Origin of the sequence: Amycolatopsis sp. NPDC051372, from assembly GCF_040682095.1 — a bacterium.
GTDB lineage: Bacteria > Actinomycetota > Actinomycetes > Mycobacteriales > Pseudonocardiaceae > Amycolatopsis.
On record NZ_JBFBAF010000008.1, the window covers coordinates 261,609 to 285,111 of the forward strand.

At 72.3% G+C, this 23,503-nt stretch carries 18 protein-coding genes; 7 read left to right on the forward strand and 11 right to left on the reverse strand.

Going from position 1 to position 23,503, the window contains the following annotated elements; genetic code table 11:
- Positions 1–11 precede the first annotated feature (11 nt).
- Positions 12–1,010, forward strand: a complete 999-nt coding sequence (fgd, locus tag AB0M56_RS15210) for a glucose-6-phosphate dehydrogenase (coenzyme-F420) (RefSeq protein ID WP_364175631.1) — start codon at positions 12–14, stop codon at positions 1,008–1,010.
- Between the two features lie 52 nt (positions 1,011–1,062).
- Here fgd and AB0M56_RS15215 read toward each other — a convergent pair whose 3' ends face one another.
- Together AB0M56_RS15215 and AB0M56_RS15220 are read right to left on the reverse strand one after the other, a co-directional pair.
- Positions 1,063–2,226 carry an MFS transporter gene (locus AB0M56_RS15215; RefSeq protein WP_364175634.1) on the reverse strand — a complete coding sequence of 388 codons (1,164 nt, stop codon included), beginning with the start codon at positions 2,224–2,226 and terminating at the stop codon, positions 1,063–1,065.
- A gap of 138 nt (positions 2,227–2,364) precedes the next feature.
- Positions 2,365–3,654 carry an FAD-binding protein gene (locus tag AB0M56_RS15220; RefSeq protein ID WP_364175636.1) on the reverse strand — a complete coding sequence of 430 codons (1,290 nt, stop codon included), beginning with the start codon at positions 3,652–3,654 and terminating at the stop codon, positions 2,365–2,367.
- Positions 3,655–3,811: 157 nt separating this feature from the next.
- On the opposite strand from AB0M56_RS15220, the gene AB0M56_RS15225 reads away from it, so the two are divergent.
- From AB0M56_RS15225 to AB0M56_RS15250, 6 genes are all read left to right on the forward strand, one after another.
- On the forward strand, positions 3,812–4,672 hold the full coding sequence (locus AB0M56_RS15225) for an NAD(+)/NADH kinase (RefSeq protein WP_364175639.1): 861 nt from the start codon (positions 3,812–3,814) through the stop codon (positions 4,670–4,672).
- 310 nt (positions 4,673–4,982) lie between these two features.
- The gene (locus tag AB0M56_RS15230) at positions 4,983–5,492 is read left to right on the forward strand and encodes a sigma-70 family RNA polymerase sigma factor (RefSeq protein ID WP_364175642.1); all 510 of its coding nucleotides are present in this window, start codon (positions 4,983–4,985) and stop codon (positions 5,490–5,492) included.
- The gene (locus AB0M56_RS15235; protein WP_364175645.1) at positions 5,489–6,076 is read left to right on the forward strand and encodes a hypothetical protein; all 588 of its coding nucleotides are present in this window, start codon (positions 5,489–5,491) and stop codon (positions 6,074–6,076) included. Before AB0M56_RS15230 ends, AB0M56_RS15235 begins: the two co-directional genes overlap by 4 nt.
- Before the next feature lie 390 nt (positions 6,077–6,466).
- A complete protein-coding gene (locus AB0M56_RS15240) occupies positions 6,467–9,337 on the forward strand; it encodes an AAA family ATPase (RefSeq protein ID WP_364175648.1) in 2,871 nt (956 codons plus the stop codon).
- A gap of 262 nt (positions 9,338–9,599) precedes the next feature.
- The gene (locus AB0M56_RS15245; RefSeq protein ID WP_364175651.1) at positions 9,600–9,788 is read left to right on the forward strand and encodes a hypothetical protein; all 189 of its coding nucleotides are present in this window, start codon (positions 9,600–9,602) and stop codon (positions 9,786–9,788) included.
- A 28-nt stretch (positions 9,789–9,816) separates the two neighbouring features.
- The gene (locus tag AB0M56_RS15250) at positions 9,817–13,989 is read left to right on the forward strand and encodes a carboxypeptidase regulatory-like domain-containing protein (protein ID WP_364175653.1); all 4,173 of its coding nucleotides are present in this window, start codon (positions 9,817–9,819) and stop codon (positions 13,987–13,989) included.
- Between the two features lie 69 nt (positions 13,990–14,058).
- Here the strand turns inward: AB0M56_RS15250 and AB0M56_RS15255 are convergent, their stop codons facing one another.
- From AB0M56_RS15255 to AB0M56_RS15295, 9 genes are read right to left on the reverse strand one after another with little or no spacing between them, the layout of a single operon-like run.
- On the reverse strand, positions 14,059–15,225 hold the full coding sequence (locus tag AB0M56_RS15255) for an acyl-CoA dehydrogenase family protein (RefSeq protein ID WP_364175656.1): 1,167 nt from the start codon (positions 15,223–15,225) through the stop codon (positions 14,059–14,061).
- A gap of 36 nt (positions 15,226–15,261) precedes the next feature.
- A complete protein-coding gene (locus tag AB0M56_RS15260; protein ID WP_364175658.1) occupies positions 15,262–15,918 on the reverse strand; it encodes a GntR family transcriptional regulator in 657 nt (218 codons plus the stop codon).
- Positions 15,911–18,139, reverse strand: a complete 2,229-nt coding sequence (locus tag AB0M56_RS15265) for a penicillin acylase family protein (RefSeq protein WP_364175661.1) — start codon at positions 18,137–18,139, stop codon at positions 15,911–15,913. The genes AB0M56_RS15260 and AB0M56_RS15265 overlap by 8 nt, the downstream gene beginning before the upstream one ends.
- Positions 18,136–19,101: an oligopeptide/dipeptide ABC transporter ATP-binding protein gene (locus AB0M56_RS15270; RefSeq protein ID WP_364175663.1), complete on the reverse strand. Its 966-nt coding sequence runs from the start codon at positions 19,099–19,101 to the stop codon at positions 18,136–18,138. Before AB0M56_RS15270 ends, AB0M56_RS15265 begins: the two co-directional genes overlap by 4 nt.
- Entirely contained in the window at positions 19,101–20,054 is a 954-nt protein-coding gene (locus AB0M56_RS15275) for an ABC transporter ATP-binding protein (protein ID WP_364175665.1), read from the reverse strand. The genes AB0M56_RS15270 and AB0M56_RS15275 overlap by 1 nt, the downstream gene beginning before the upstream one ends.
- Complete coding sequence (locus AB0M56_RS15280) at positions 20,047–20,892, reverse strand: polysaccharide deacetylase family protein (protein ID WP_364175668.1); 846 nt, start codon at positions 20,890–20,892, stop codon at positions 20,047–20,049. Before AB0M56_RS15280 ends, AB0M56_RS15275 begins: the two co-directional genes overlap by 8 nt.
- The gene (locus tag AB0M56_RS15285) at positions 20,889–21,665 is read right to left on the reverse strand and encodes an SDR family oxidoreductase (protein ID WP_364175671.1); all 777 of its coding nucleotides are present in this window, start codon (positions 21,663–21,665) and stop codon (positions 20,889–20,891) included. Before AB0M56_RS15285 ends, AB0M56_RS15280 begins: the two co-directional genes overlap by 4 nt.
- Positions 21,662–22,516, reverse strand: a complete 855-nt coding sequence (locus AB0M56_RS15290) for an ABC transporter permease (protein ID WP_364175673.1) — start codon at positions 22,514–22,516, stop codon at positions 21,662–21,664. Before AB0M56_RS15290 ends, AB0M56_RS15285 begins: the two co-directional genes overlap by 4 nt.
- Positions 22,513–23,502, reverse strand: coding sequence for an ABC transporter permease (locus AB0M56_RS15295; protein ID WP_364175676.1), 990 nt, complete (start codon positions 23,500–23,502; stop codon positions 22,513–22,515). The genes AB0M56_RS15290 and AB0M56_RS15295 overlap by 4 nt, the downstream gene beginning before the upstream one ends.
- Between the last annotated feature and the right edge of the window lies 1 nt (position 23,503).

The window sequence follows — 23,503 nt, forward strand, 5'->3', positions numbered from 1 at the left end:
GGACGAGTCCAGTGGTGAGGTTCGGGTACAAGGCGTCGGCGGAGCAGTTCGCGCCGGCGGAGCTGCTGCGCTACGGCGTGCTGGCCGAGGAGAACGGGTTCGACTCGGTGTTCGTGAGCGACCACCTGCAGCCGTGGCGCCACGACGGCGGCCACGCGCCGGCCGCGCTGCCGTGGCTGGGCGCGCTCGGTTCGGCGACGCAGCGGGTGGTGCTCGGCACGAGCGTGCTGACGCCGACGTTCCGCTACCACCCGGCGGTGGTGGCGCAGGCGTTCGCCACGCTCGGGTGCCTGTTCCCGGGCCGCGTGGTGCTGGGCATCGGGTCGGGCGAGTCGATGAACGAGGCCCCGCTCGGCATCGAGTGGCCGGAGCCGAAGGTGCGGTTCGCGCGGCTGAAGGAGGCGATCGAGCTCATCCGCCGCCTGTGGACGGAGGAGCGCGTGGACTTCGAAGGTGCGCACTACCGCACGGAGAAGGCCACGGTGTACGACCGGCCGGAGGTGCCGGTGCCGCTCTACATCGCGGGCTCCGGCCCGGCGGCCACGCGGCTCGCGGGCCGGCGGGGTGACGGGTTCATCACCACGAGTGGCAAGGCGCCGTCGCTGTACACGGACACGTTGCTGCCCGCCGTGCGCGAGGGCGTGGAGCAGTCGGGCCGGGCGGTCGGCGACGTGGACATGATGATCGAGGTCAAGGTCTCGTTCGACGCCGATGCCGACCGCGCGTTGCAGGACACGCGGTTCTGGGGCGCGCTGGCGTTGAAGCCGGAGGAGAAGACGGGTGTCGAGGACCCGGTCGAGATGCAGCGGCTGGCCGACGCGCTGCCGATCGAGCGGGCCGCGAGCCGGTTCATCGTGTCGTCCGACCCGGACGAGCACGTGGCGGCGATCAAGCGGTACCTCGACCTGGGCTTCACGCACCTGGTGTTCCACGCCCCCGGGCCGGACCAGGAGCGGTTCCTGAAGGCCTACGGCACGGAGATCCTGCCGCGGCTGCGCAAGCTGGTGTGACGTAGGTGCCGCGGGCCTGGCGAGTGCGCCGGGCCCGCGGTGTCCACTGTGGTCAGTGCGCCGGCACTGGTGTTTTCGCGCGATCCAGCCGGCCTGACACGACGGCCAGCGCGAGGGCGGCCACCGTCATGGCGGCGCCGACCCAGTTGGTCGACGCGTAGCCGTAGCCCGCGGCGATGACGACGCCGCCGAGCCAGGCGGCCAGCGCGTTGCCGAGGTTGAACGCGCCGATGTTCACGGCACTGGCGACCGTGGGTGCCGCCTCCGCGCTGGCCAGCATCCGCATCTGCAACGGCGGCACGGTGGCGAAGCCAAAGCCGCCCAGCAGGAACAGCGTGACGATCGCGGGCACGGCCGCGTGAGCGGTGAAGGCGAACACCGCGAGCACCACCGCCAGCGCGATCAGAACCGTGTACAGCGTCGGCATCAGCGCGCGATCGGCGAACTTGCCGCCGACGAGGTTGCCGAGCACCAGCCCGACGCCGAACAGCACCAGCAGCCAGCTCACCGCGCTGCTCGGCAGGCCGGCGACCTCGGTCATCATCGGCGCGATGTAGGTGAAGCTCGCGAACACGCCGCCGAAGCCCAGGATCGTCGGGCCGACCGCCAGCCACACCCGCGCGTGGCGGAACACGGCGAACTCCGTCTTGATGCTCGTGTTCTCGGGCCTCGGGGTGTCCGGCACGAGCGCGGCGACGCCGGCCAGCCCGAGCACGCCCAGCCCCGCGACCACCCAGAACGTCGCTCGCCACCCCAGGCCCTGCCCGATGAACGTGCCCAGCGGCACGCCGAGCACATTGGCCAGCGTCAGCCCGGTGAACATGAGCGCGATGGCGCCGGCCTTCTTCTCCGGCTTGACCAGGTCCGCGGCCACCACCGCGCCGACCCCGAAAAACGCCCCGTGCGTCAACGCCGCGACGATCCGGCCGGCCAGCAGCGCCCCGTAGCTCGGCGCCAGCGCCGACAACGCGTTGCCGACGATGAACACCCCCATCAGCAGGAGCAGCAGGTGCTTGCGCCGCATCCTGGTGCCGAGCGCCGTCATCGGCAACGCACCGGCCGCCACCCCCAGCGCGTACCCGGTGATCAGCCACCCCGCGGCCGGGATGGACACCCCGAAATCGGCCGCCACCTCGGGCAGCAACCCGGCGATCACGAACTCCGTCGTGCCGATGCCGAACGCGCCGATGGCCAGCGCGAGCAGGGCGAGCGGCATGGGACTTCCTCCTGAAGCGTGGACAACTACCGTCGCTGGCAATAGTTGCATACGCCTGATATTGAGGCTGCCGACTGTGATCAGCGGAACTCGGTGCGCGCGAAAGCTCGCCCCGGCGTGGTGAGCGGTGCGGCGTGATCAGCTGCCGAAGACGTGCCGGTCCAGGAACGGGTTGCGGAACTTTCCCGCGGGGTCCAGCCGGGTCGCCAGGGAGCGGAAGTCGGCCGACCGCGGGTAGGCCAGGTCGAGTGCCTCGCCGTGGAAGAGTTTGCCCCAGTGGGGGCGGGGGGCGAAGGGGGCGAGGGTGGACTCGATGGTCGGCAGAAGGGTCTCGACCTCGGGTTGGCGGGGGAGCCAGGTGAAGTGGATCGCCACGCTGTCGCGGCCCGACGAGGGGCTGAGCCAGAGGTCGTCGGCGGCGATGGTGCGGATTTCGGACACCAGGAGCAGTGGGGCGATGAGGTGGCCGATGCCGCGCAGGGCTTCGAAGGCGGCGGGGGCAGCGGCGCGGGGCACGAAGTACTCGGTCTGGAGTTCGGCGCCGACGCTCGGGGTGAAGCCGAGGCGGAAGTGGGGGAGGCGGTCATACCAGGGGCCGGGGGCGCCGAGCTGGGCGGTGGTGTTGCCGGCCGGCACGCCGGCCGCGTGGGCAGGATGGCGGGGACCGTCGGCGGGGACGGCGCCGAACAGTGAAGGCGGGACAGCGGCGGGCGGCGAAGCCGGAAACTCGGCCGGGGTGCGGCTCTTCAGCCAGACCTGGTCGACGACGTCGCGGGCCCAGTTCGTGAACAGGCTGACGCTGTAGCCCGCCGCCTGGATCTCGTCGAAGTGCTCGACGGCAGCGGACCACGGCAGGTTGTCGAACACGTCCTGGCGCACGGTGAACGACGGGATCAGGTCGAGCGTCAGCCGGGTCACCACGCCGAGAGCTCCGAGGCCGACGACGACACCGGCGAAGTCGGCGTCGCCCCGGGTGAAGGTCAGCAGCGAGCCGTCGGCGGTCAGCAGGTCCACCGCGGAGACGGCCGCGGCCAAGCCGGGGTGGCGTTCGCCCGAGCCGTGGGTGCCGGTGGCGACGCTGCCGGCCACGGTGATGTGCGGCAGCGACGCGAGGTTCTCCAGCGCGAAGCCGGCTTCGTCGAGCCGGGCCACGAGGTCGCCGTAGCGGACCGAACCCCCGACGGTCACGGTGGCAGCGCGAGTGTCCAGCGACGGTGAACCCGAGATCCCCGAAAGATCCAGCTGCACGCCACCGGGGCTGTCGGCCACGTCGTTGAAGCTGTGCCGGCTGCCGAGCGCCTTGATCCGCTCCGCGGAGGCGACCAGCTCGCGGGCCTCGTCGAGCGTCCGCGGGGTCAGCACCTCGCGGGCGCCGTAGGTGAGGTTCCCCGCCCAGTTGGCGGCCGCGCCGCGCGCACTCTCGATCACGAACGCCCAGCTTAGGCGGGGCTCGCCAAAGGCGTCGGATCCGGGCAGACTTGGCCCATGCTTCTCGTACAGCCAGTGCGCCCCGGACCGGCAGCGCTCTTCGAACCGGCAGCGTTGTTCGAACCGGTAGTGCGTTTCGGACCGGCAGGGCGCTGACGTGCACTCGGCCGGACTGGTACTGCACCCGAAGCGGGACTCCGCCCCGGCGGTCGAGGCCGTCCTCGCGTGGGCCGCGAACCGCGGGATCAAGATCCTCGGCATCGCCGAAGAGATCGTGCGCCTGGACTGCAAGGCGGTGGGGGTGTCGGCGGAAGAGCTCGCCACCCAGTCCGACCTGCTGGTGAGCCTCGGCGGCGACGGCACCATGCTGCGCGCCATGCGCCTGGCCGACGGGCAGCGCGCCCCCGTGCTGGGCGTGAACCTCGGCAAGCTCGGCTTCCTGGCGGAGGTCGACGTGCCCGACCTGCCCGGCGCGTTGTCGATGATCGACGCGCGCGAGTTCACCGTCGAGCCGCGCCTGGCGGTCGACGCGGTGATCGGCGGCCGGACCGTGACGGCGTTCAACGACGTCGCCGTGGTCCGCGTGCCCGGCGACGGCGGGGCGCTGGTCGCGGTGCGCGTGAACGAGGAGCAGTTCGTGAGCTACGCGGCCGACGCGGTCATCGTCGCGACGCCGACCGGCTCCACGGCCTACAGCTTCTCCGCCGGCGGCCCGATCACGAGCCCCGCCGTGGAGGCGCTGCTGGTCACGCCGGCCGCCCCGCACTCCGCGTACGGCCGCGGCGTGGTGCTCTCCGTCCACGACACGCTGGCGCTCGAGCTGCTGCCGGGCAGCGGCCGGCTGGCGGTGGAGGTCGACGGGATCGTCGAGGGCTACGTGGAGCCGGGGGAGCGCATCGAGCTGTGCGCCCGCCCGAGCGCGGCCCGGGTCGTGCGGCTGGGTCATACCACGTTCTTCCAACGGGCCCGGCGCAAGCTGCGGCTGAGTGACTCGGCGGAGATCGCGCCGTCGTCCTGACGGGGCACTCCGCAGGACCACAAAACCGCGTCCACGACTCTGACGCGTGATCCTGCGCGGCCCAGCCCTGCCGCTGTCCCGCTCGGGCACCAACACCGGCGACCCCGCCGCAGCACGCAGTCACACCCCGCGCACGCCGGCTGCTTCGCGGCGAACAGGAGCACCTCGTCCGTTCCGACGAGAGCGATGTGCGGCGCTGGAGGACCTGGCCAAGGCAGGCCTGGCAGCCGCGCGCCGGAAAGATTTCGGCTAGCCATGCAACCTCGCGCGGTCCCCGCGTCGTATGGGGTGGTCGACGAGGGGTGGTGACGTGGCGGATCGAAAGAGCTTCACCGACGTGGCGAGGGACCGCGCGCCGGTGTGGTGCCGGGTGTCGTTCCTGATGTGCGGGGACTGGGCCCTGGCCGAGGACATCGTGCAGGTGACGTTGCTGCGGCTGTACAAGCGCTGGCACCGGCTGGATCCCGCGGGAATCGAGGCCTACGCGCGCAAGGTCATGGCCCGGTTGGCGATCGACGCCTCCCGCCGGCCGCACCGCCGCAGCGAAGTGCTGACGAAGCCCCCCGAACGCACGCAGCGCGCCGCGGCCCCCGAGGACGGCGCTGATGTCCGCGCCGCGCTCCGCACGTTGGGGCCACGGCAGCGTGCCGTGCTGGCGTTGCGCTTCTACTGCGACCTCTCGGTCGCCGAGACCGCGGCGACGCTGCGGATCAGCGAAGGCACGGTGAAGTCCCAGTCCGCGCGCGCCCTGGCCGCGCTGCGGACGCTGCTGTCCGACGACTCGACCACGCTCAACCCGACCGAAAGGGTTCTGCCATGACGACAGAACGGGAGCTGCTCGAGCGGGCCCTGGGCTCCCGCCGGCCGCCGGTGTCGCTGGACTTCGAGGCGATCGAGGCCCAGGGGGCACGAGCGGTGCGGCGACGCACCAAGCTGGCTCTGGCAGGCACTGCCGCCGCGGTGGTCCTCGTCGGACTCGGCGGGGCGGCGCTGTTCACCAGCGGAACCCCGCAGACGGTGACCCCGGCCGCCGGCGGGCAGGTCACCACCGCGGCGCCGACCGAGCGCGAGATCGCCTACTGCTACCAGAACGCGGACATCACCAGCAGCGCGGACGGTCAGCACGTCGCCGTCGGCGTCAGCGGCAACAGCGCCAACGGCCGCGGTGACACCGCGGCCCACATCATGTCGTACTGCAAGACCGCCTGGGCTGAGGACTACTACCGGTGGCAGAAGCCCGGGCTGCCCCGGGTCGTTCCTCCGCTCGTCGCGTGCGTCCTGACGTCCGCGGCCGTCAACATCGACCAGGCGGCGGTCGGCGCGGTCGGTGTGTTCCCCGGTGACGCGACAACGTGCGCTGCGATGGGGCTGCCCGTCGCGAAAAACCTGGAATCTTCGCGTTAGTCGAAATCGCCGAATTTCTTCATGATCTAGGTCTCGCCCGGTTGGTTCTCGATAGTTTTCATACTGCTGACATGGTTTTCGACCGAAGGCAACCAGCTGACCGAGCCTGCACAGGCCACGGCGCAATGTCAGGGTCAGCGACGAGCAGTTCCCCGGTGCCTCGGACCGTGGGCGTGTGACGTCGGTTCAGTGGGGGAGGGCCGCGCCGGCTTCTTCGAGGAAGCTCGGAAGTACTGGTTGCAGGTCCACTCCGGACGGTTGCGCCGATCGGCCGACGGCGTTGCGCCACTTGCTCGTGGCGTGTCGATTTTTGTCGGAAACGTGTGACAGCAGTGTGAATCACGGTCCGGACGCTTGCCCGCGCGGGGCCGACGTGCCGAGAATCCAGCGGTGATCGGCGAGGCGAGCGAGGTACGCGTAGCAGCGGACAGGCGTGACCTCCCCGCGGTCGGCACGCCCCGGCTCATCGGCCGCGACGACGAGCTCACCCGCCTCGCCGCGGCGCTCGCGTCGCCGCCGGGGGTGGTGCTGGTCTCGGGCGAGGCGGGCATCGGCAAGAGCCGGCTCGTGCGGGAGCTGCCGCAGGAGCCCGGTGTGCTCGTCGCGCGCTGCCCGCCGCTGCGGGAGGCGCTCACGCTCGGCCCGATCGTCGACGCGTTGCGCCAGGCGCGCCCCGGCGTCGCCGGCCTGGAGCTGAGCCCGCTGGCCGGCACGCTGCGGCCGTTGTTCCCGGAGTGGGACCTGCCGCCGGCGCCGGAGGCGCTGGCCGACGCGGGCGCGGCCCGGCACCGGCTGCTGCGCGCGCTGGCCGAGCTGCTCGACCGCATCGACGTCGACGTGCTCGTGGTCGAAGACGTGCACTGGGCCGACGAGACCACGCTGGAGTTCCTGCTGTTCCTCGCCGCCCGGCAGCAGCGGCCGGGACTCGTGCTCACCTACCGGCCCGACGAGGTCGGCGACGACAGCCTGCTGCTGCGGCTGTCCTCGCGTTACCCGCGCATCACCCTCGGCGCGCTCGACGTGGCCCAGACCGCGCAGTTGGTGTCGTCGATGCTGGGCGACGAGCGCGTGTCGGAGCCGTTCGCGCGGTTCCTGCACCGGCACACCGACGGGATCCCGTTCGCGCTCGAGGAATCCGTCCGGCTGCTGCGCGACCGCGCCGACCTCATCCGCCAGGGCGGTGAGTGGATCCGGCGTTCGCTCACCGACATCGCCGTACCGCCGACGATCCGCGACGCGCTGGCCGAACGGCTCGTGCGGCTCACGCCCGACGCCCAGGCGGTGCTGCGGGCGTGCGCGGTGCTCGCGACCCCCGCGGCCGAACCTGACGTCGTCGAGGTCTGCGGGCTGCCGGCCGAACGCGCGGGCACGGCGATCGACGAGGCCGCGCGCAGCGGTCTGCTCGTCGAGGACGAACGCGGGCGGCTCGGCTTCCGGCATTTGCTGGCCGCGAAGGCCGTGTACGACGGCATGGGCGGGCGCGAACGCCGCGAGCTGCACCGGCGTTCGGGCAAGGCGCTGTCGGCTTGGGACCCCGCGCCGGTCGCCGTGCTCGCGCACCACTTCCGTGAGGCCGGCGAGACGGAGAAGTGGTGCGAGTACGCGGAACGCGCGGCGGATCTCGCGCTCGCGTCCGGCGACCACCACACGGCCGTGTCCTTCCTCCACGGCCTGCTCGCCTCGCCCGCCCTGCCGCCGACGGCCGTGGCCAGGCTTTCGCGCAAGACGCCGCTGTTCGCGTTCACCGGCTACCTCGGGCGGGTCGACCTCGTGCGGACGGTGCGTGGGGTGCTCGACAGCGCCGTGCTCGACCGGCGCGAGACCGCGGAGATCCGCAGCCAGCTGGGCCGGTTGCTGATGCACGCCGGCGACTACGCCGAGGGCGCCGCCGAGCTGGCACGCGCGATCCCCGATCTGGCGGACAATCCGGTCGCCGTCGCGCAGGCGATGTCCGTGCTCGGCCGGCCCGCCGGGGCGTCGTGGCCCGCGCTGGCGCACCGCGAGTGGCTGGACCGCGCCGACGCTGTCGTGCGCTCGGCCGTGCCGGAGGACGAGCGGCTGTCGTTCACCGTCGATCGCGCGACGGCGTTGCTCGAGATGGGCGACGAAGCCGGCTGGACGGTCGCGGACACCCTGCCCGCGGACGACGCCCACGACCCGCTGCAGATCACCCGCGGCCTGCTCAACTACGGCGACGCCGCTCTGCAGTGGGGCCGCTACGCCGACGCGCGCGCCAAACTGACCCGGTCCGTCGAGCTGGCGGAGCGGCAGGGGTTGCAGCGGTTGCGCGACATGGGGCTCGCGACGCTGATCCGCCTCGACTGGCTGACCGGCTCGTGGCAGGGGCTGGCTTCGCGCGTCGCCGAGTTCGCGGATCTCGCTGAGGAACCGCTGATCCAGCTGGACACGACGTTGGTGGGCGCGCTGCTGCAGTCCGCCACCGAGCCCGGCAGCGAGGCCGAGGTCGAGCGCAAGCTGACGCTGGTGCTCGACGCCGCCCGGCAACGCGGGATTGTCGACATGCCGCTCGAACCGGCCGCGGCGCTGGCCCGGCTGCACCTCGCGGCCGGGCGCCCGGAGCCGGCGCTGGCGGTCACCGAGGAACCGATGGCCGTGGTGGCGCGCAAGCAGATCTGGCTGTGGGCGGACGAACTGGCGCCGGTGCGGGTGGAAGCGCTGCTGGCCGCCGGCCGGGTCACCGAGGCCTCGGCCCTTACCGCCGAGTTCGCCGCCGGCCACCCCGGCGCGACGGGCGCGGCGCACTGGTGCCGGGCACTGCTCACCGAGGCCGCGGGCGACCACGCCGGCGCCGCGCGGGAGTGGGCCGATGCCGCCGCCGCATGGGCGGCATTGCCGCGACCGTACGACGCCCTGCTCGCCCGCGAACGTGCAGCGCTGTGCCTGCTGGCCGGCGGTTCGAGCGCTCCTGCGTTGGAACAGCTGGAAAAGGTGCTCGCGGACTGCGTCGCCTTGGGTGCCTCTGCCGCCGCCTCTCGCGTCCGCTCACACCTCCCCGGCACCGCCGTGTGGCGCGGCGGCCGCCGCGGCTACGGCGACCAGCTGTCCCCTCGCGAGCTGGAAGTCGTGCGGCTCCTGCTGACGGGCCTCACCAACCCGGAGATCGCCCAGGTCCTGTCCCGCTCCCCGAAAACCGTGGCGGCCCAGCTGAACTCCGCGATGCGCAAACACCGCGTGTCCTCCCGCACCGCGCTCGCGGTGAGCGCCACCCAGGCCGGCATCACCCCGGCGACGGCGGACTGAACCAGCGTCGATCACCGGGCCGGCCGCCCGGCGAGGGCCAGAGATCCTGGCGCCGCCGCTGGGCTCCGCGGTGCGCACCTGCGGTTCGCGTCGCGTGTGGTGGTCGCCGGGAGCGCGTTGTCGCGGGGAGCCTGATGGCCGCGCCGGACTGAACCAAGTGGCGGACCGGCCGATCCGGAGCCGTGGACTAAGCCGGCGCGGGCCGGAGATTAGGTCATCCGCCCAATCGCGAACGGAGCGTGCGCGCCCCGATACTTCGCCGGTGAACGCGACGAGACCCGGCGATGACCGTCCGGTGGACGGCACCGCGATACCCCGGCCCGACGCGGGAACGGATCCCCACCCCACCACCGCGGATCCCGCCGACGCCGCACCGGCGCCCGGCGATCGGTCCGACCGGGCAGTCGACGAAGCCGGGCGCGACCTGCCCGCGGGGTATGAACCCCTGTGACTGCCCGGGCGAACGGAAAGGTTATCCCTTGAGAGTCCCCCGGGGGCGCCTGCTGGCGCTCATTCTCCCGGTGCTGGCCGGCCTGGCGCTGGTCGTCGGCACCACCCAAGCCGGCACGACCCAACCCCGCGCGGCACAACCACAACCGTCCGCGAACGCACTCGCCACCGCCGGGCAGGCCGTGCTCGACGCGGCCAACACCTCCGGCGACGCGAAGCCCGTCGCCGCCGACAAGGCCACCCGGACGGCCACCGGCAAGACCGCCGCGAAGGCACCCAAGGCGCTCTACGCCCCGACCGGCTGCAACCCCGCCAAGCCGAAGCCGCACACCGTCACGTGCAACTCGCTGTTCAAGGCGGGCAAGGACCTGCGCCCGCTGACCAGCAACGCCGGTCCGCTGCCGGACTCGCTCGGCCCGGCCGACATCAAGGCCGCCTACGACCTCCCCGACGGCGGCGCGGGCAAGACCGTCGCCATCATCGACGCGCTCGGCGACTCCCACGCCGAAGCCGACCTCGCCGTGTACCGCGCGCAGTACGGCCTCCCGCCGTGCACCACGGACAACGGCTGCTTCCGCAAGGTCGATCAGAACGGCGGCGTGAACTACCCGGCCGACGACGACGGCTGGGCGCAGGAGACCGCGCTCGACCTCGACGCCGTCTCGGCCGCGTGCCCCGCGTGCCACATCCTGCTCGTCGAGGGCGCCTCCACCAGCCCCTACGACATCGTGGTCGGCGTGGACACCGCCGTGCGCCTGGGCGCGAAGTTCGTCTCGAACTCCTACGGCATCGACGGTGAAGACCCCGAAGAGGGCACGCTCGACTCGCACTACACCGTGCCCGGCGTCGCGATGGTCGCCTCGACCGGCGACCACGCCTACGGCCTGCAGGACTGGCCCGCCGCCAACCCGAACGTCGTCGCCGCCGGCGGCACGAACCTCTACCGCGACCCGGCGAACCCGCGCGGCTGGAGCGAGCAGGCCTGGTCCGACGCCGGCTCCGGCTGCTCCCCGTACGAGCCGAAGCCCGAGTACCAGCAGGAGCTCGCCACCGGCTGCGCGAACCGCGCCATCGCCGACGTCTCCGCCATCGCCGACCCGGCGAGTGGCTTCGCGATCTACGACTCCGGCAAGTCCGGCGGCTGGGGTCAGGTGGGCGGCACGAGCCTGTCGTCGCCGCTGATCGCCTCGATGTTCGCCCTCGCCGGCGACCCGCGTCCGGGCACGAACCCCGCGACCTACGCCTACTTCAACCACGGCAACGACCTCTACGACGTCACCGAGGGCACCAACGGCTCGTGCGCCGCGGCCACGGCGCTGTGCACTGCCGGACCCGGCTGGGACGGCCCCACCGGCCTCGGCTCACCCCACGGCGTCGCGACGCTCGCCTACACTCCACAAGGGACGGTCGCCGGGCACGTCCGCGACACCGCGGGCACGCCGATCGCCGGCGCCACCGTGACCGCCACCGGCAAGGGCACCGGCAACGTCTACCACGCCACGACCGACGCCCGGGGTGCCTACCACCTCGCCGTCGCCGCCGACTCCTACCGGATCGCGGTCACCCGCTTCGGCTACGAGAACGGCAGCGGCGAGCTGTCCATCGTGGACGGTCAGGCCACCACCTCCGACTACGCCGTCACGAAGATCGCCACGCAGACGGTGTCCGGCACGGTCACCGACGGCTCGGGCCACGGCTGGCCGCTGTACGCGAAGATCACCGTGGACGGTTACCCCGGCGGCGCGATCTTCACCGACCCGTTCTCCGGGCACTACAGCGTCGACCTGCCGCAGGGTGGCGACTACCAGGTGCACATCTCGGCCGTGCAGCCCGGGTACGCGACGATCGACCGGCAGGTGAGCGTCAACGATTCGAGCGTGCGGCAGAACTTCACCGCCACCGCCGATCAGCAGGCGTGCAGCGCGCTCGGCTACGGCCACGCCGCGCTGACGAACTTCGAAGGCTGGCTCGGCACCACGCCGAAGGACGGCTGGACGATCACCGACACCGCGTCGCCCGGCTGGTCGTTCGACAACGGCATCGAGCTGTTCAACTTCATCGGCACCGGGAACTACGCCATCGCCAGCCCGATCACCCGCGACGGCAAGGCGGAGGACACCGAGTTCGTGTCGCCGGTGCTCGACCTGAGTGGTGACCTCGCTCCCGCGCTGTCGTTCGGCGGGCTGTACGTGCCGGACGGGGACAGCGTGTTCGACACCGACCTGTCCCTCGACGGCGGTGTCACCTGGACCACGCTGGCGCACCACACGACGGATCTCCTGCAGAGGCAGGTGTCGATCCCGCTGCCGCAGGCCGCGGGCAAGGACAAGGTGCGCGTGCGGTTCCACTTCAGCGGTGCCGGCAACTCGCTCGCGGAGCTCGACGACGTCGTGGTCGGTTCGTGCACCCCGACCGAGGGTGGCCTGGTCGCCGGGGTCGTCACCGACGCCAACACCGGCGAGGCGCGCGACGACGTGACGGTGGCGGACTCCGCCACGGCCCGCTCGGCGGTGAGCACCCCGACGTCCGACGACGCGGCTCTGCCCGACGGTTTCTACGAGCTGTTCGACACCACCGGTACGCACCAGTACACGGCGACCCTGCCGCGGTACTCGTCACCGGCGCTGTCGACGACAACCGGCCTGAACTCCGTGGCCCGCCTGGACGTCAAGCTCAAAGCCGGGCAGCTGGCGGTCGGTTCGACCGCGCTGGCCGTGAGCAAGACGATGGGCCAGGTCGCGAACCAGACGGTGAACCTCACCAACACCGGCACGGCACCGGTGCACGTGTCGCTCGGCGAGCACGTCACCGGATTCACCGGGGTCGACCCGTCGGCGGCGGCCGGCTGGCAGCCGCTGGCGGACGTCCCGGAGTTCACCTACGAAAGCGCGCTCGGCGGTTACCAGGGCAAGATCTACAGCGCGGGCGGCATGCCCATGCACATGCTCTCGCCCTCGGCCCGCAGCTACGTGTACGACCCGGTCACCGCCGCGTGGTCGCCGATCGCGGACATGCCGGAACCGGTGATGCGTGGTGCGGCGGCGTTCCTGAACGGTTCGCTGTACGTCGTCGGCGGAGCCGGGATGCCCGGCGTCCTGTCCACGACGTACGCCTACCACCCGCAGACGAACACGTGGTCGCGGCTGGCGGACCTGCCGGCCAAGCTCTACGGCAGCACCGCCGCCACCCTGGGCGGCAAGCTGTACGTGGTCGGCGGCTGCGCGAGCGTGTGCGGCAAGGACCCGGTGAAGTCGGCGTTCGTCTACGACCCGGGGCACAACACCTGGTCGGCGCTGCCCGACTACCCGGAGGCCGAGAGCGACGCGGCCTGCGCCGGTATCCACGCTGAGCTCGTGTGCGCCGGCGGATACCTCGGTGGCGTCACGAACATCAAGTCGACCTATGTGTTCAAGCCGGGTACCACCGCGTGGACGAAGGTGGCCGACGCGCCGTACGAGGTCTCGCAGATGGCTTACAGCGGGGCGAACGGTCGCCTGCAGCTCGCCGGTGGTGAGACCGGGACCGGCACGGTCGTCTCGCAGGCCGGCGAAACCGCGCACACCATCGAATACGACCCGGTGAGCGACAAGTGGTCGTCGCTGCCGGACCTGCCGCAGGAGTACTACGGCGGCGGGCGCGGGGCGTGCGCGCTCTACCAGGTCGGTTCGTTCGTGCCGGCGCTGCGCACCACGGCGATGCTGCCGGGCTACGACCAGTGCGGTGACGACGACGCCGGCTGGCTCTCCGAAGGCAGCACCGAGCTGGACCTCGCACCCGGCGCCACCGCGAACGTCGCGGTGACCGTCGACTCCGGCAAGGTCACGCAGCCCGGCAAGTACACGGCGACGATCGCGCTCGACACCGACTCGCCCTACGCGGTGGCGGCTCTGCCCGTCACGCTGCAGGCCGCGGCCCCCAAGGCCTGGGGTGAGCTTTCGGGCACGGTCACCGACGCCGCGTCGGGCGCCCCGGTGTCCGACGCCACGGTGCAGGTCTGCACGATGGTCCACAATGGAGTGTGCGGCCAGGTCTCGTACACCCTCAAGACCGACGCGCAGGGCCACTACCGGCTGTGGCTGGACAAGGGTTACAACCCGCTGATGGTCACCGTCGCCGCCAACGGGTACCAGCCGCAGTTCCGGCAGGTGAAGGTGATGGCGGGCACGGCCACGGTGAACGACGTGGCCTTGCCGAAGATCTAGGCGCGGCCCGGAAAGCCGAAGCGGTCCCACCCGGCATCCCCCGGGTGGGACCGCTTCGGCGTGCCGGTCTCAGTACGACTTGGGCAGCCCCAGCACGTGCGTGGAGACGTAGTTCAGCACCATCTCCTGGCTCACCGGCGCGATGCGCAGCAGGCGGGCTTCGCGGAAGTAACGCTCGACGTGGTACTCCTTCGCGTAGCCCATGCCGCCGAGGGTCTGCATCGCGCGGTCGGCGGCCTGGAAGCCGGCGTCGGCGCAGAGCCACTTGGCCATGTTGGCCTCGCGCCCGCAGGAGAGGCCCTGGTCGTAGCGCCAGGCGGCGTTGCGGGCCATGAGCGCGGCGGCGTCGAGGCGCGTCTGGGCTTCGGCGAGCGGGAACGCGATGCCCTGGTTCTGCCCGATCGGCCGGTCGAACACGACGCGCTCGCGCGCGTAGGTCACGGCGCGGTCCACGGCGGCGCGGCCGAGGCCGAGGGCTTCGTGGGCGAGCAGGATGCGTTCGGGGTTCAGACCGTCGAGCAGGTAGCGGAAGCCCTGGCCTTCCTCGCCGATGCGGGCCGACGCGGGCACGCGCAGGTCGTCGATCGCGACCTCGTAGGAGCTGACGGCGTTGCGGCCCATCTTCGGGATCGCGTTCAGCGTGATCGCATCCGGATCGACGTCCACGAGGAACAATGACATGCCGTCGGTGGGCCGCTCGACGTCCTCGAGCGGGGTGGTGCGCGCGATGAGCACCATCTTCTGCGACTGGCCGGCCTTGGTGATCCAGACCTTGCGGCCGTTGATCACGTAACCGTCGCCGTCGCGGCGGGCGAAGGTGCGGATGCGCGTGGTGTCGGTGCCGGCGTCGGGTTCGGTCACGCCGAAGCAGACGTGCAGCGAGCCGTCGGCGGCGCGGGGGAGGATTTCCTCGCGCAGGGCGGCGCTGCCGTGTTTGACGATGGTGTTGAGGCCGAAGATCGTGAGGTGCATGGTGCTGCACCCGTTCATCCCGGCGCCCGAGGCGGCGACTTCTTCCAGCAGCAGCGCGGCTTCGAAGATCCCGAGGCCGCCACCGCCGTACTCCTCGGGAATCGCGATGCCGAGCCACCCGGCGTCGGCGAACGCGGTGTAGAAGTCCCACGGGAACGTGCCCTCGGCGTCACACCGTGCCCAGTACTCGTCGGGGAACCTCGCCGCCAGCTCGCGGGCGCCGCGGCGCAGTGCTTCCTGGTCTTCGGTCAGCCCGAAGTCCACGTGCTCCACCTCCGTGTGTCGTTACGACGGCAGTTGTCATTCCGGCAGTGCCGACTCCAACGCCCGGATGACCTGGGCGACGTGCCGGCGCGTCGCCTGTTCCGCGGCCGCCGTGTCGCCGGAGCGCAGCGCGTCCAGGATCTCCCCGTGCTCGTCGAGGCTGGCCTCGGGGCGGCCCGCGACGGTGATCGTCACGTTCTGGCCCAGCTGCAGCTGCGCGCCGAGCAGGTCGGCGATGGCCAGCAGGCGGCGGTTGGCCGAGCCCTGCCAGATCAGGCCGTGGAACTCGCGGTCGAGCTCGGCGTAGCGCGGCACGTCGCCGGAGGCCAGGGCCGCCTGCTGGCCCTCGACGAGCTCGCCCAGCCGGGCGAGCAGCTCCGCCGGCTGCGTGCGGGCGATGTCCCGCGCGGCGAGCGTGTCGACAGCGGAGCGCAGCTCGTAGATGTCGCGCATGTCCGCGACGGTCAGCTCGGCGACGAAGTACCCCGAGTGCCGGCGAGCCACGAGGAACCCCTCGCGTTCGAGGATCGCCAGCGCGGCCTTGACCGGCGTCGGCGAGATGCCGAGCCGCTCGGTCAGCGGCCGCACGGTCACCCGCTCGCCGGGCAGCAGCTGCCGCTCCAGCACGGCCTCGCGGATCGCCCGGTACGCGGTGCGGACCAGGCTGGCCGGTTCTGGGGGCTGGTCAGTCACCGGGTCGCGGCTCCTCGATCGTGGCTGCGGTTGCTGTGGTTCCGGGCGGGTGCATCGGGACGAGCTCGTGGTGCTGCCACGAGGTCAGCTGGTCAGAATAGTGCCGCGAACCGGGCGAGCCGGACGCTCCGCCCGGAATCACCCAGCCGGAGGCGTCGAGATCGGCCAGATCGAGCACCTGGCGGTAGACCGACAGGTTGGTGATGTCGAACCGCCCACCAGGGGTCCAGCCGTAAGCGCCGTTCTGGATCGTCTCGTTGTCGCCGCCGATGCCGATGGCCGGCGGGTCGAACTCCGAGCCGACGACGGGGTGCAGTGGGTGCTTCGCCGCGGTCCGGTGCACCTCGCCCCACGGCCGCGGGCCCGTTTCCGCCACGCGGCGCCAGGCCGCGGCGAGCGCGTCGGCCAGCAGGTCGTCGCCGAGCCGCTCGGCGGGCCACTCGCCCTCGCGCGGCCAGGTCAGGCTCGCGAACCAGCGTCGCAGAACCACCGGCATGCCCGGCAGCCCGCACTTCATCAGCCACGCCCGCGTGTCCGCACCGATCTCGGCGTCCAGCACGCGCGCGGCGATCTCGCGGCGGAAGCACGCGTGCACGAGCCCCGTGGCCTCGCCGGGCCCGAGGTCGCCCCGCCCGGCCACGATCACGGCGCGGGCGAGCTCCGCGTCTCCGGAAAAAGCACCGTACCGGCCGCGCCCGTCGAGCAGCTCTGCCCAGCGCCGGGCCGCGACCGACGTCGTGTCGCCCTGCCACGCGCGCATGTCGTCGGCGGTCGCGGGGCCGGCCGCGGCGGCCAGCTCGTGGATGCGCTCGGAGCGGTAGGAATCGTTGACGGCGTGGGAGATGACCGGGTGCGTGGCGGCGGTGACCGTGTTGTTCGACGTGACGATGAGGTCTTCCGGCGGGTCCTCGGTCCGCGGCATCTCGCCGAACGGCACGCGGCCGCGCCAGCGGTGCGCCGACTCCCAGCCGGGCACCGGCACCTGCGTCGCGGCGTGGTTGTCGCGCGCCGGGAGCTGCCCGCGCAGCAGGTAGCCGACGTGTCCGACAGGTCCGTTGTTGTCGGCGGCCAGGAGGTTGTTGACCGGGTCGACCCAGCCGTCCTGAGCGTCGAGCAGCGTGGGTACGTCGGGGGCGAGCAGCATCCGGCGCAGCACGCCGAACTGCTCGCACGCGCCGTCGGTGGCCGTCCAGCGCAGCGACAGGGCCGCGCCGCTCGCCGGATCGCCGTGCACGACGGGACCGTTCGGGGTCAGCCAGCAGCGTTCGACGCGGTCCTCGCCGTCGCGTACGTGGATGACCTCGTCGCGCACGGACGCGTCCGCCCAGCCGTCGGCCGTGCGCACCTGCTCACCGCGGAAGTGCTCCACGTAGAGGTCCTGCGCGTCGGCAGCGGCGTTGGTGATCGCCCAGCCGACGCGGCCGTTGTGGCCGAAGTGCGGGAAGCCCGGGAGCCCGGGGAACGTCGCCCCGGACACTGTGAACCCCGGGCAGCGCACGTGGGCCTGCCAGTAGGTGTTCGGCACGTCGAGCGCGCGGTGGGAGTCGTTGACCAGCAACGGTTTCCCGCTCGCGGTGCGGCTGCCGCCGAGCACCCACGCGTTGGACCCGCCCTCGGACTCGCTCAGGAACCCGAGGTGCTCGGACGCCGCCTCGACGTCGGCGCGCGCCTGCTCGAACAGCTTCGCGCGGGCCTCGCCGACCCGGCCTAGCGGCGGCACCGTCACGCGCATGCCCGGCAACGGCCGCGGGTCCAGCTTCGCGGCCACCTCGGCGCCGGCCGTCGCGCGCAGCACGGCGCGGGCGATCTTGTACTGCCACACGCCCATCAGCACGTGGCGGATCTTGAACATCAGCAGCGAGTCCCGTGGCGTCCACGGTTCCCAGCCGATGCCGCCGCGTTCGTGCTCGACGCCCGTGCCGTGCTCGGCGACGTGGGCGTTGACGCCCGCCGCGTAGTGCTCGAACGTCGCGAGCGTGGCGGCGTCCATGGCCGCCAGGTCGCGGTCGGCGGCGTCGGCGAGGCGCAGCCGGCGCGCGAGCCGGTCGGCGGCCACGGCCGGCTCGCCCACGACCTCGGCCCAGCGCCCGCGGGCGCGGCGGCGGTCGTACTCCAGCTGCCACAGCCGATCCTCGGCGGCGGCGAGGCCGAGCTCGAACCACGCCTGGTCCTCGGTTTCCGCCACCACCGAGGGAATTCCGTACTCGTCGCGAGTGATCATGCGGCCCCGACCCGCGCGGTCTCGGCGTAGTGGCACGCCGCGGCGCGCGTGTCCGCGAGGGGCCGCAGCGCGGGATCCTCGGTGCGGCAGCGGTCCGTGGCCAGCGGGCAGCGCGGGGCGAACGAGCAGCCGCTCGAGCGCGCCAGCGCACTCGTGGCCTCGCCGAACTGCTCCACCGGTTCCTGCCGGTCGTGGTCACGCACGCGTGGCCGGGGCGCGGCGGCGAGCAGCAGCTGCGTGTACGGGTGGCGCGGGTCGGCGAACAGCTCCTCGGTCTCGCCCTCCTCCACGATCCGGCCGAGGTACATCACGGCCACGCGGTGGGCGAGGTGGCGCACCAGTGCGAGGTCGTGGCTGATGAACAGGTAGGTGATGCCGCGCTCGTCCTGCAGGCGCCGCAACAGGTTCACCACCTGTGCCTGCACGGAAACGTCCAAAGCGGACACCGGCTCGTCGCACACGAGGAACTCCGGGTCGAGCGCGATGGCCCGCGCGATCGCCACGCGCTGGCGCTGCCCGCCCGAGAGCTCGTGCGGATACCGCTGTGCGAGCTCCGGCGCGAGCGTCACGGCTTCGAGCAGCTCCCGCACCCGCGCGTCGAGGTCACCGCGGAAGTGGTGCACGCGCAAGGGTTCCGCGACGATCTGGCCCACGGTCATGCGGCCGTTGAGCGAGTCGTACGGGTCCTGGAACACCGGCTGCATCGTGCGCCTCAGCTCGCGCAGCTGCTTCTTGCCGATCGAGTGCACGGCCTGCCCGGCGACCTCGACGCTGCCCTCGTCGGGCCGTTCCAGCGCGAGCAGCAGCCGCCCGGTGGTCGACTTCCCGCAGCCGGACTCGCCGACGAGCGCCAGCGTGGTGCCGCGTTCGATGCTCAGACCGACGCCGTCGACGGCCGCGACCGTGCCGCCGCGAACCGGGTAGCGCTTGACGAGTCCTTCCGCGACGACGAGATCCGTCATCACGCCACCTCCATGCGGGATCCGGTGTGCGGGTGGAAGCAGGCGACCCCGTCTTCGAGAACGGGCGCGATGCGGCACAGGTCGTCGGCGTGTTCGCAGCGCGGGCGGAACGGGCAGCCTTCGAGCACCGCGCCGACGGCGGGGACCTGCCCGGGGATGGTGGGCAGTTCCCCGGCCGCCGGGCGGTCGGGATCGGGCACCGAGCGCAGCAGCGCCGCGGTGTAGGGGTGGCGCGGGGCTTCGAGGACTTCGCGCACGGTGCCGGTCTCCACGACCTTCCCCGCGTACATCACCGCGACGCGGTCGGCGATCTCCGCGACCACGCCCATGTCGTGCGTGATGAACAGCAGTGCCGTGTCCCGCGTGCGTTCCCGCAGCAGCGCGAGGACCTGGGCCTGCACGGTCACGTCGAGCGCCGTGGTGGGCTCGTCCGCGATGAGCAGTTCGGGACTGCCGGCCAGCGCGATCGAGATCATCACGCGCTGGCGCATGCCGCCGGACAGCTCGTGCGGCATCTGCCGCGCCCGCGCCGCGGCGTCGGTGATGCCCACGGACTCCATGAGCTCCACCGCGTGGCGCAGCCGGGCCGAGCGCCGCATCGGCGTGTGGATGGCCAGCACCTCGGCGATCTGCGTGCCGATGCGGGTGGTCGGGTTCAGCGAGCTCATCGGGTCCTGGAAGATCATCGCCGCGCGGGTGCCGCGCAGGCGCCGCAGCTCGCGTTCGCCGCGGCCGATGAGCTCCGTGCCGGCCAGCGTCGCCGACCCCGTCACCCGCGCGGCGGTGGGTTCGAGGCCGAGCAGCGACAGCGCGGTGAGGCTCTTGCCGCATCCGGATTCCCCGACCACGGCGAGGGTTTCGCCGCGGCCGACGGTGAGGTCGACCCCGCGCACGGCTTCACGCCCGGCACCGAAGGAGACCTTCAGGTCCTGTACTTCCAGCAGCTCAGTCATGACCGGGCCTGCCCAACTCTTCGAGGGGGACTTCGTATCCGGTGGCGTGCTCGCGGTGGTGCGTGGCGAGTTCACCGGCGGTGGGTGTGGCCAGCTCGCCGTCGGCGACGACGGAGGCGAGCAGCGCTTCCAGCGTGGCTACACGGGCGGGACGGCCCGACAGCCACGGATGGACGGTGATCATGCACAGCGAGCCGAGCTTCTTCGCCGCCGCGATCTCGGCGGCCCAGCCGGCCAGCACCTCGGGCGTGGTCGTGGGCGGCCGGGGATCCCCGCCGACGTAGCGGTAGTAGGGCGCGTCGTCGGTGGCCCAGTCGACGGGGACCTCCACGAGACCGTCGACGAGGTAGGGCCGGTCGTCGCCCATCAGCGAACTGTCGTAGGTCAGGCCGAGCTCGTGCAGGACTCCGAAGACGTCCGTGGTCATGTCCCAGCTGGGGGAGCGGTAGCCGACCGGCCGTTCGCCGGTGATCGCGGTGAGCGTGTCCGCCGCGCGGGCCAGCGTGCGGAGCAGGTCGTCGCGGGTCAGGCCCGTCGGCGCTTCGTGGCACCAGCCGTGCAGCGCCAGCTCGTGCCCGCGGGCGTGGACCTCCGCCACCTGTTTCGGGTAGCGGTCGGCGATCCAGCCGGGGACGAAGACCGTCGCGCGCAGGTGCAGATTGTCCATCATGGACAGCAGGTTGTGGATCCCGCGCCGCGGCCCGTAGCGCCGCTGCTCCAGCTCACCCACGGAGACGGGCGGGTTTTCGCGGGTGCGCCACAGGTGCGGTGACTCGCCGTCGAAGTCGAGCGTGAAGCACACGGCCGCGCGGGCGCCGCCGGGCCAGGGGTAGGTCACGACGTGCCTCCGGAGGGGGTGAAGTCGCCGGCGGTGCGGCCGCCGTCGACGTCGAGCGTGGTGCCGGTGACGAACGACGCCGCGCTGGAGCACAGCCAGAGGATCGCCGACGGCGCGTCGCCGGGCCCGGATGTGCGCCCGAGCGGGATCGCCCGGCGCATCTTGGCGACGTGCTCCTCCGGCAGTTCGCTGACCTCACTGCCGGGCGCGAACCCGGGGCCGACACTGTTGACGCGGATCCCGGCCTCGCCCGTTTCGAGGGCGAGCGACCGGGTGAGCATCTCCAGCGCCGCTTTGCTCGCGGAGTAGACGCCGCCGGTGCGGGTCGGGCGTTTCGCCGCGCCGGACGACAGGTTGACGATGCAGCCCTGCGTGCCGGTGGCGGTCATCGTCGCGATCACGTGCCGCGCCAGCTGGTAGGGCGCCAGCACGTTGATCGCGAAGATCGTCTCCACCGTCTCGCGCTCGGTCGTCGCCACGGGCGTACGCGGGTAGATGCCGGCGTTGTTGACGAGGATGTCGGCCGTCGGCCAGCGCTCGTCGATCGCCGCGATCAGCTCGTCGACACCCGCGCCGGTGGTCAGGTCGGCGACCGCCGCATGTGCGCCGAGCCGGTCGGCCAACTCCTGCACCGGCTCGGGCCGGTTGTCGGACAACACCAACTCGGCGCCTTCGGCGTGGAACGCCTCGGCCGTCCACGTGCCGATCAGTCCGGCCGCGCCCGTGATGACCACGCGCTTGCCGGTGAACTCGCCTCGGTAGTCGGGGCTCATGCGGTCTGCCTCGCCATCCGTCGAAGGAGCCGCGGGCGCGGAAGCTCGGCGCGTTTCGCCGGGTCCAGTCGGTCGCGGGCCGCGTCGCCCAGCAGGTTCACGGCCAGCACGAGCAGGAACAACGCGATGCCCGGGAAAGTCGCCAGCCACCACGCGGACGCGATGTACTGCTGGCCGTCGGAGAGGATCGAGCCCCACGACGCGGTGGGTGGCTGCACGCCGAGGCCCAGGAACGACAGCGAGGCCTCGTAGATCACCATCAGCCCCAGTTCCAGCGTGGCGACCACAATGGACACCGGCAGCACCTCGGGCAGCACGTGCCGCAGCACGATCCACCACGCGGGCGCACCCGTCGCCGTGGCCGCGCGGACGAACCCGCGGCCGCGGGCCTGCAGCGTCGCGGAGTGGGCGACGCGGGCGTAGCGCGGCCAGCGCACGAGCGCCAGGCACACCACCACGTTGAGCAGGCTCGGCCCGAGCACCGCCACCACGAGGATCGCCAGCAGGAAGAACGGAACCGACAGCACGATGTCGACCACGCGCATGATCACCGCGCCGAGCCAGCCGCCGCGCCAGGCCGCGAGCACGCCGAGCGCGATACCGACGACGCCACCCGCCACGACGGCGCCGATCGCCACGAGCAGCGAGACCTGTGTGCCGTAGATGACGCGGGATGCCACGTCACGCCCGAGCGCGTCGGTGCCGAGCCAGTGGTGCGCGCCCGGGGGCAGCAGCCGCTGCGCGAGCGTGACCTTGTCCGGGTCGAACGGCGCCAGCCCCGGCGCGAAGACCGCGACCAGCACGTAGATCGCCAGCACGACCAGGGGAATGACGATCGCTCGCCGCTTCACGCCGCACCTCCGTTGGCACCGGTGGCGACGCGCCGGTCGATCACGCCGTAGAGCAGGTCGGTGAGCAGGTTGATCACGATGTACACCGCCGAGGCGAACAGCACGATCGCCTGCACCACCGGGAAGTCACGCGCCGACACCGACTGGATCGTCAGCTGGCCGATGCCCGGCCACGCGAAGATCACCTCGGTCACCACCGCGCCGCCGAGCAGGTTGGCCAGCTCCAGCGCGGCGACCGTGAGCACCGGGATCGCGCTGTTGCGCGCGAGGTGGCGCAGCACCAGGCGCGTGGTGCTCGCGCCCTTGGCCCGCGCGGTGCGCACGTAGTCCTGCGACAGCTGTTCGAGTACCGCGCCCCGTGTCACCCGCGCGATCGCGGCCGCCGACAGCGAGGCGAGCGTGACGGCGGGCAGCAGCAGGGAAAGCGGTCCGTCGTACCCGGTGGAAGGCAGCCAGCGCAGCGCCACTGAGAACACGAGCACGAGCAGCAGCCCGGTCCAGAACGCGGGCATTGCCTGTCCGATGAGGACGATCGGCATGAGCACGCGTTCCTGCCAGCGGCCGCGCTTGAGTGCCGTGACGACCCCGATGACCACGCCGAACACCACCGACAGGATCAGCGCGGCCACCGCGAGGTTCGCGGTGTAGGGCAGCCGCTCGGCGATCAGCGCCGTCGCCGGCCGGTTCTGCACGTAGGAGTACCCGAGGTCGCCGCGCACCGCGTTGCCGAGGAACGAAAGGTACTGGTGCCACAGGGAATCGCTCAGGCCGAGCTGCTCGCGCACCCGCTCGATGTCGGCCGCCGTGGCGCCCTCGGGCACGAGCAGCCGCGCCGGATCGCCGGAGAGGCGCAGCGCGAAGAACACGATGGTGGTCACGCCGAACAACGCGAGCACGGCCTGGCCCAGCCGGCCCGCGACGTAGCGCGGGGTGGCCGGCAGGCTCCTCGTCCGCCTCCGGCGGGCCGACACTGCGATCGCCGTCATG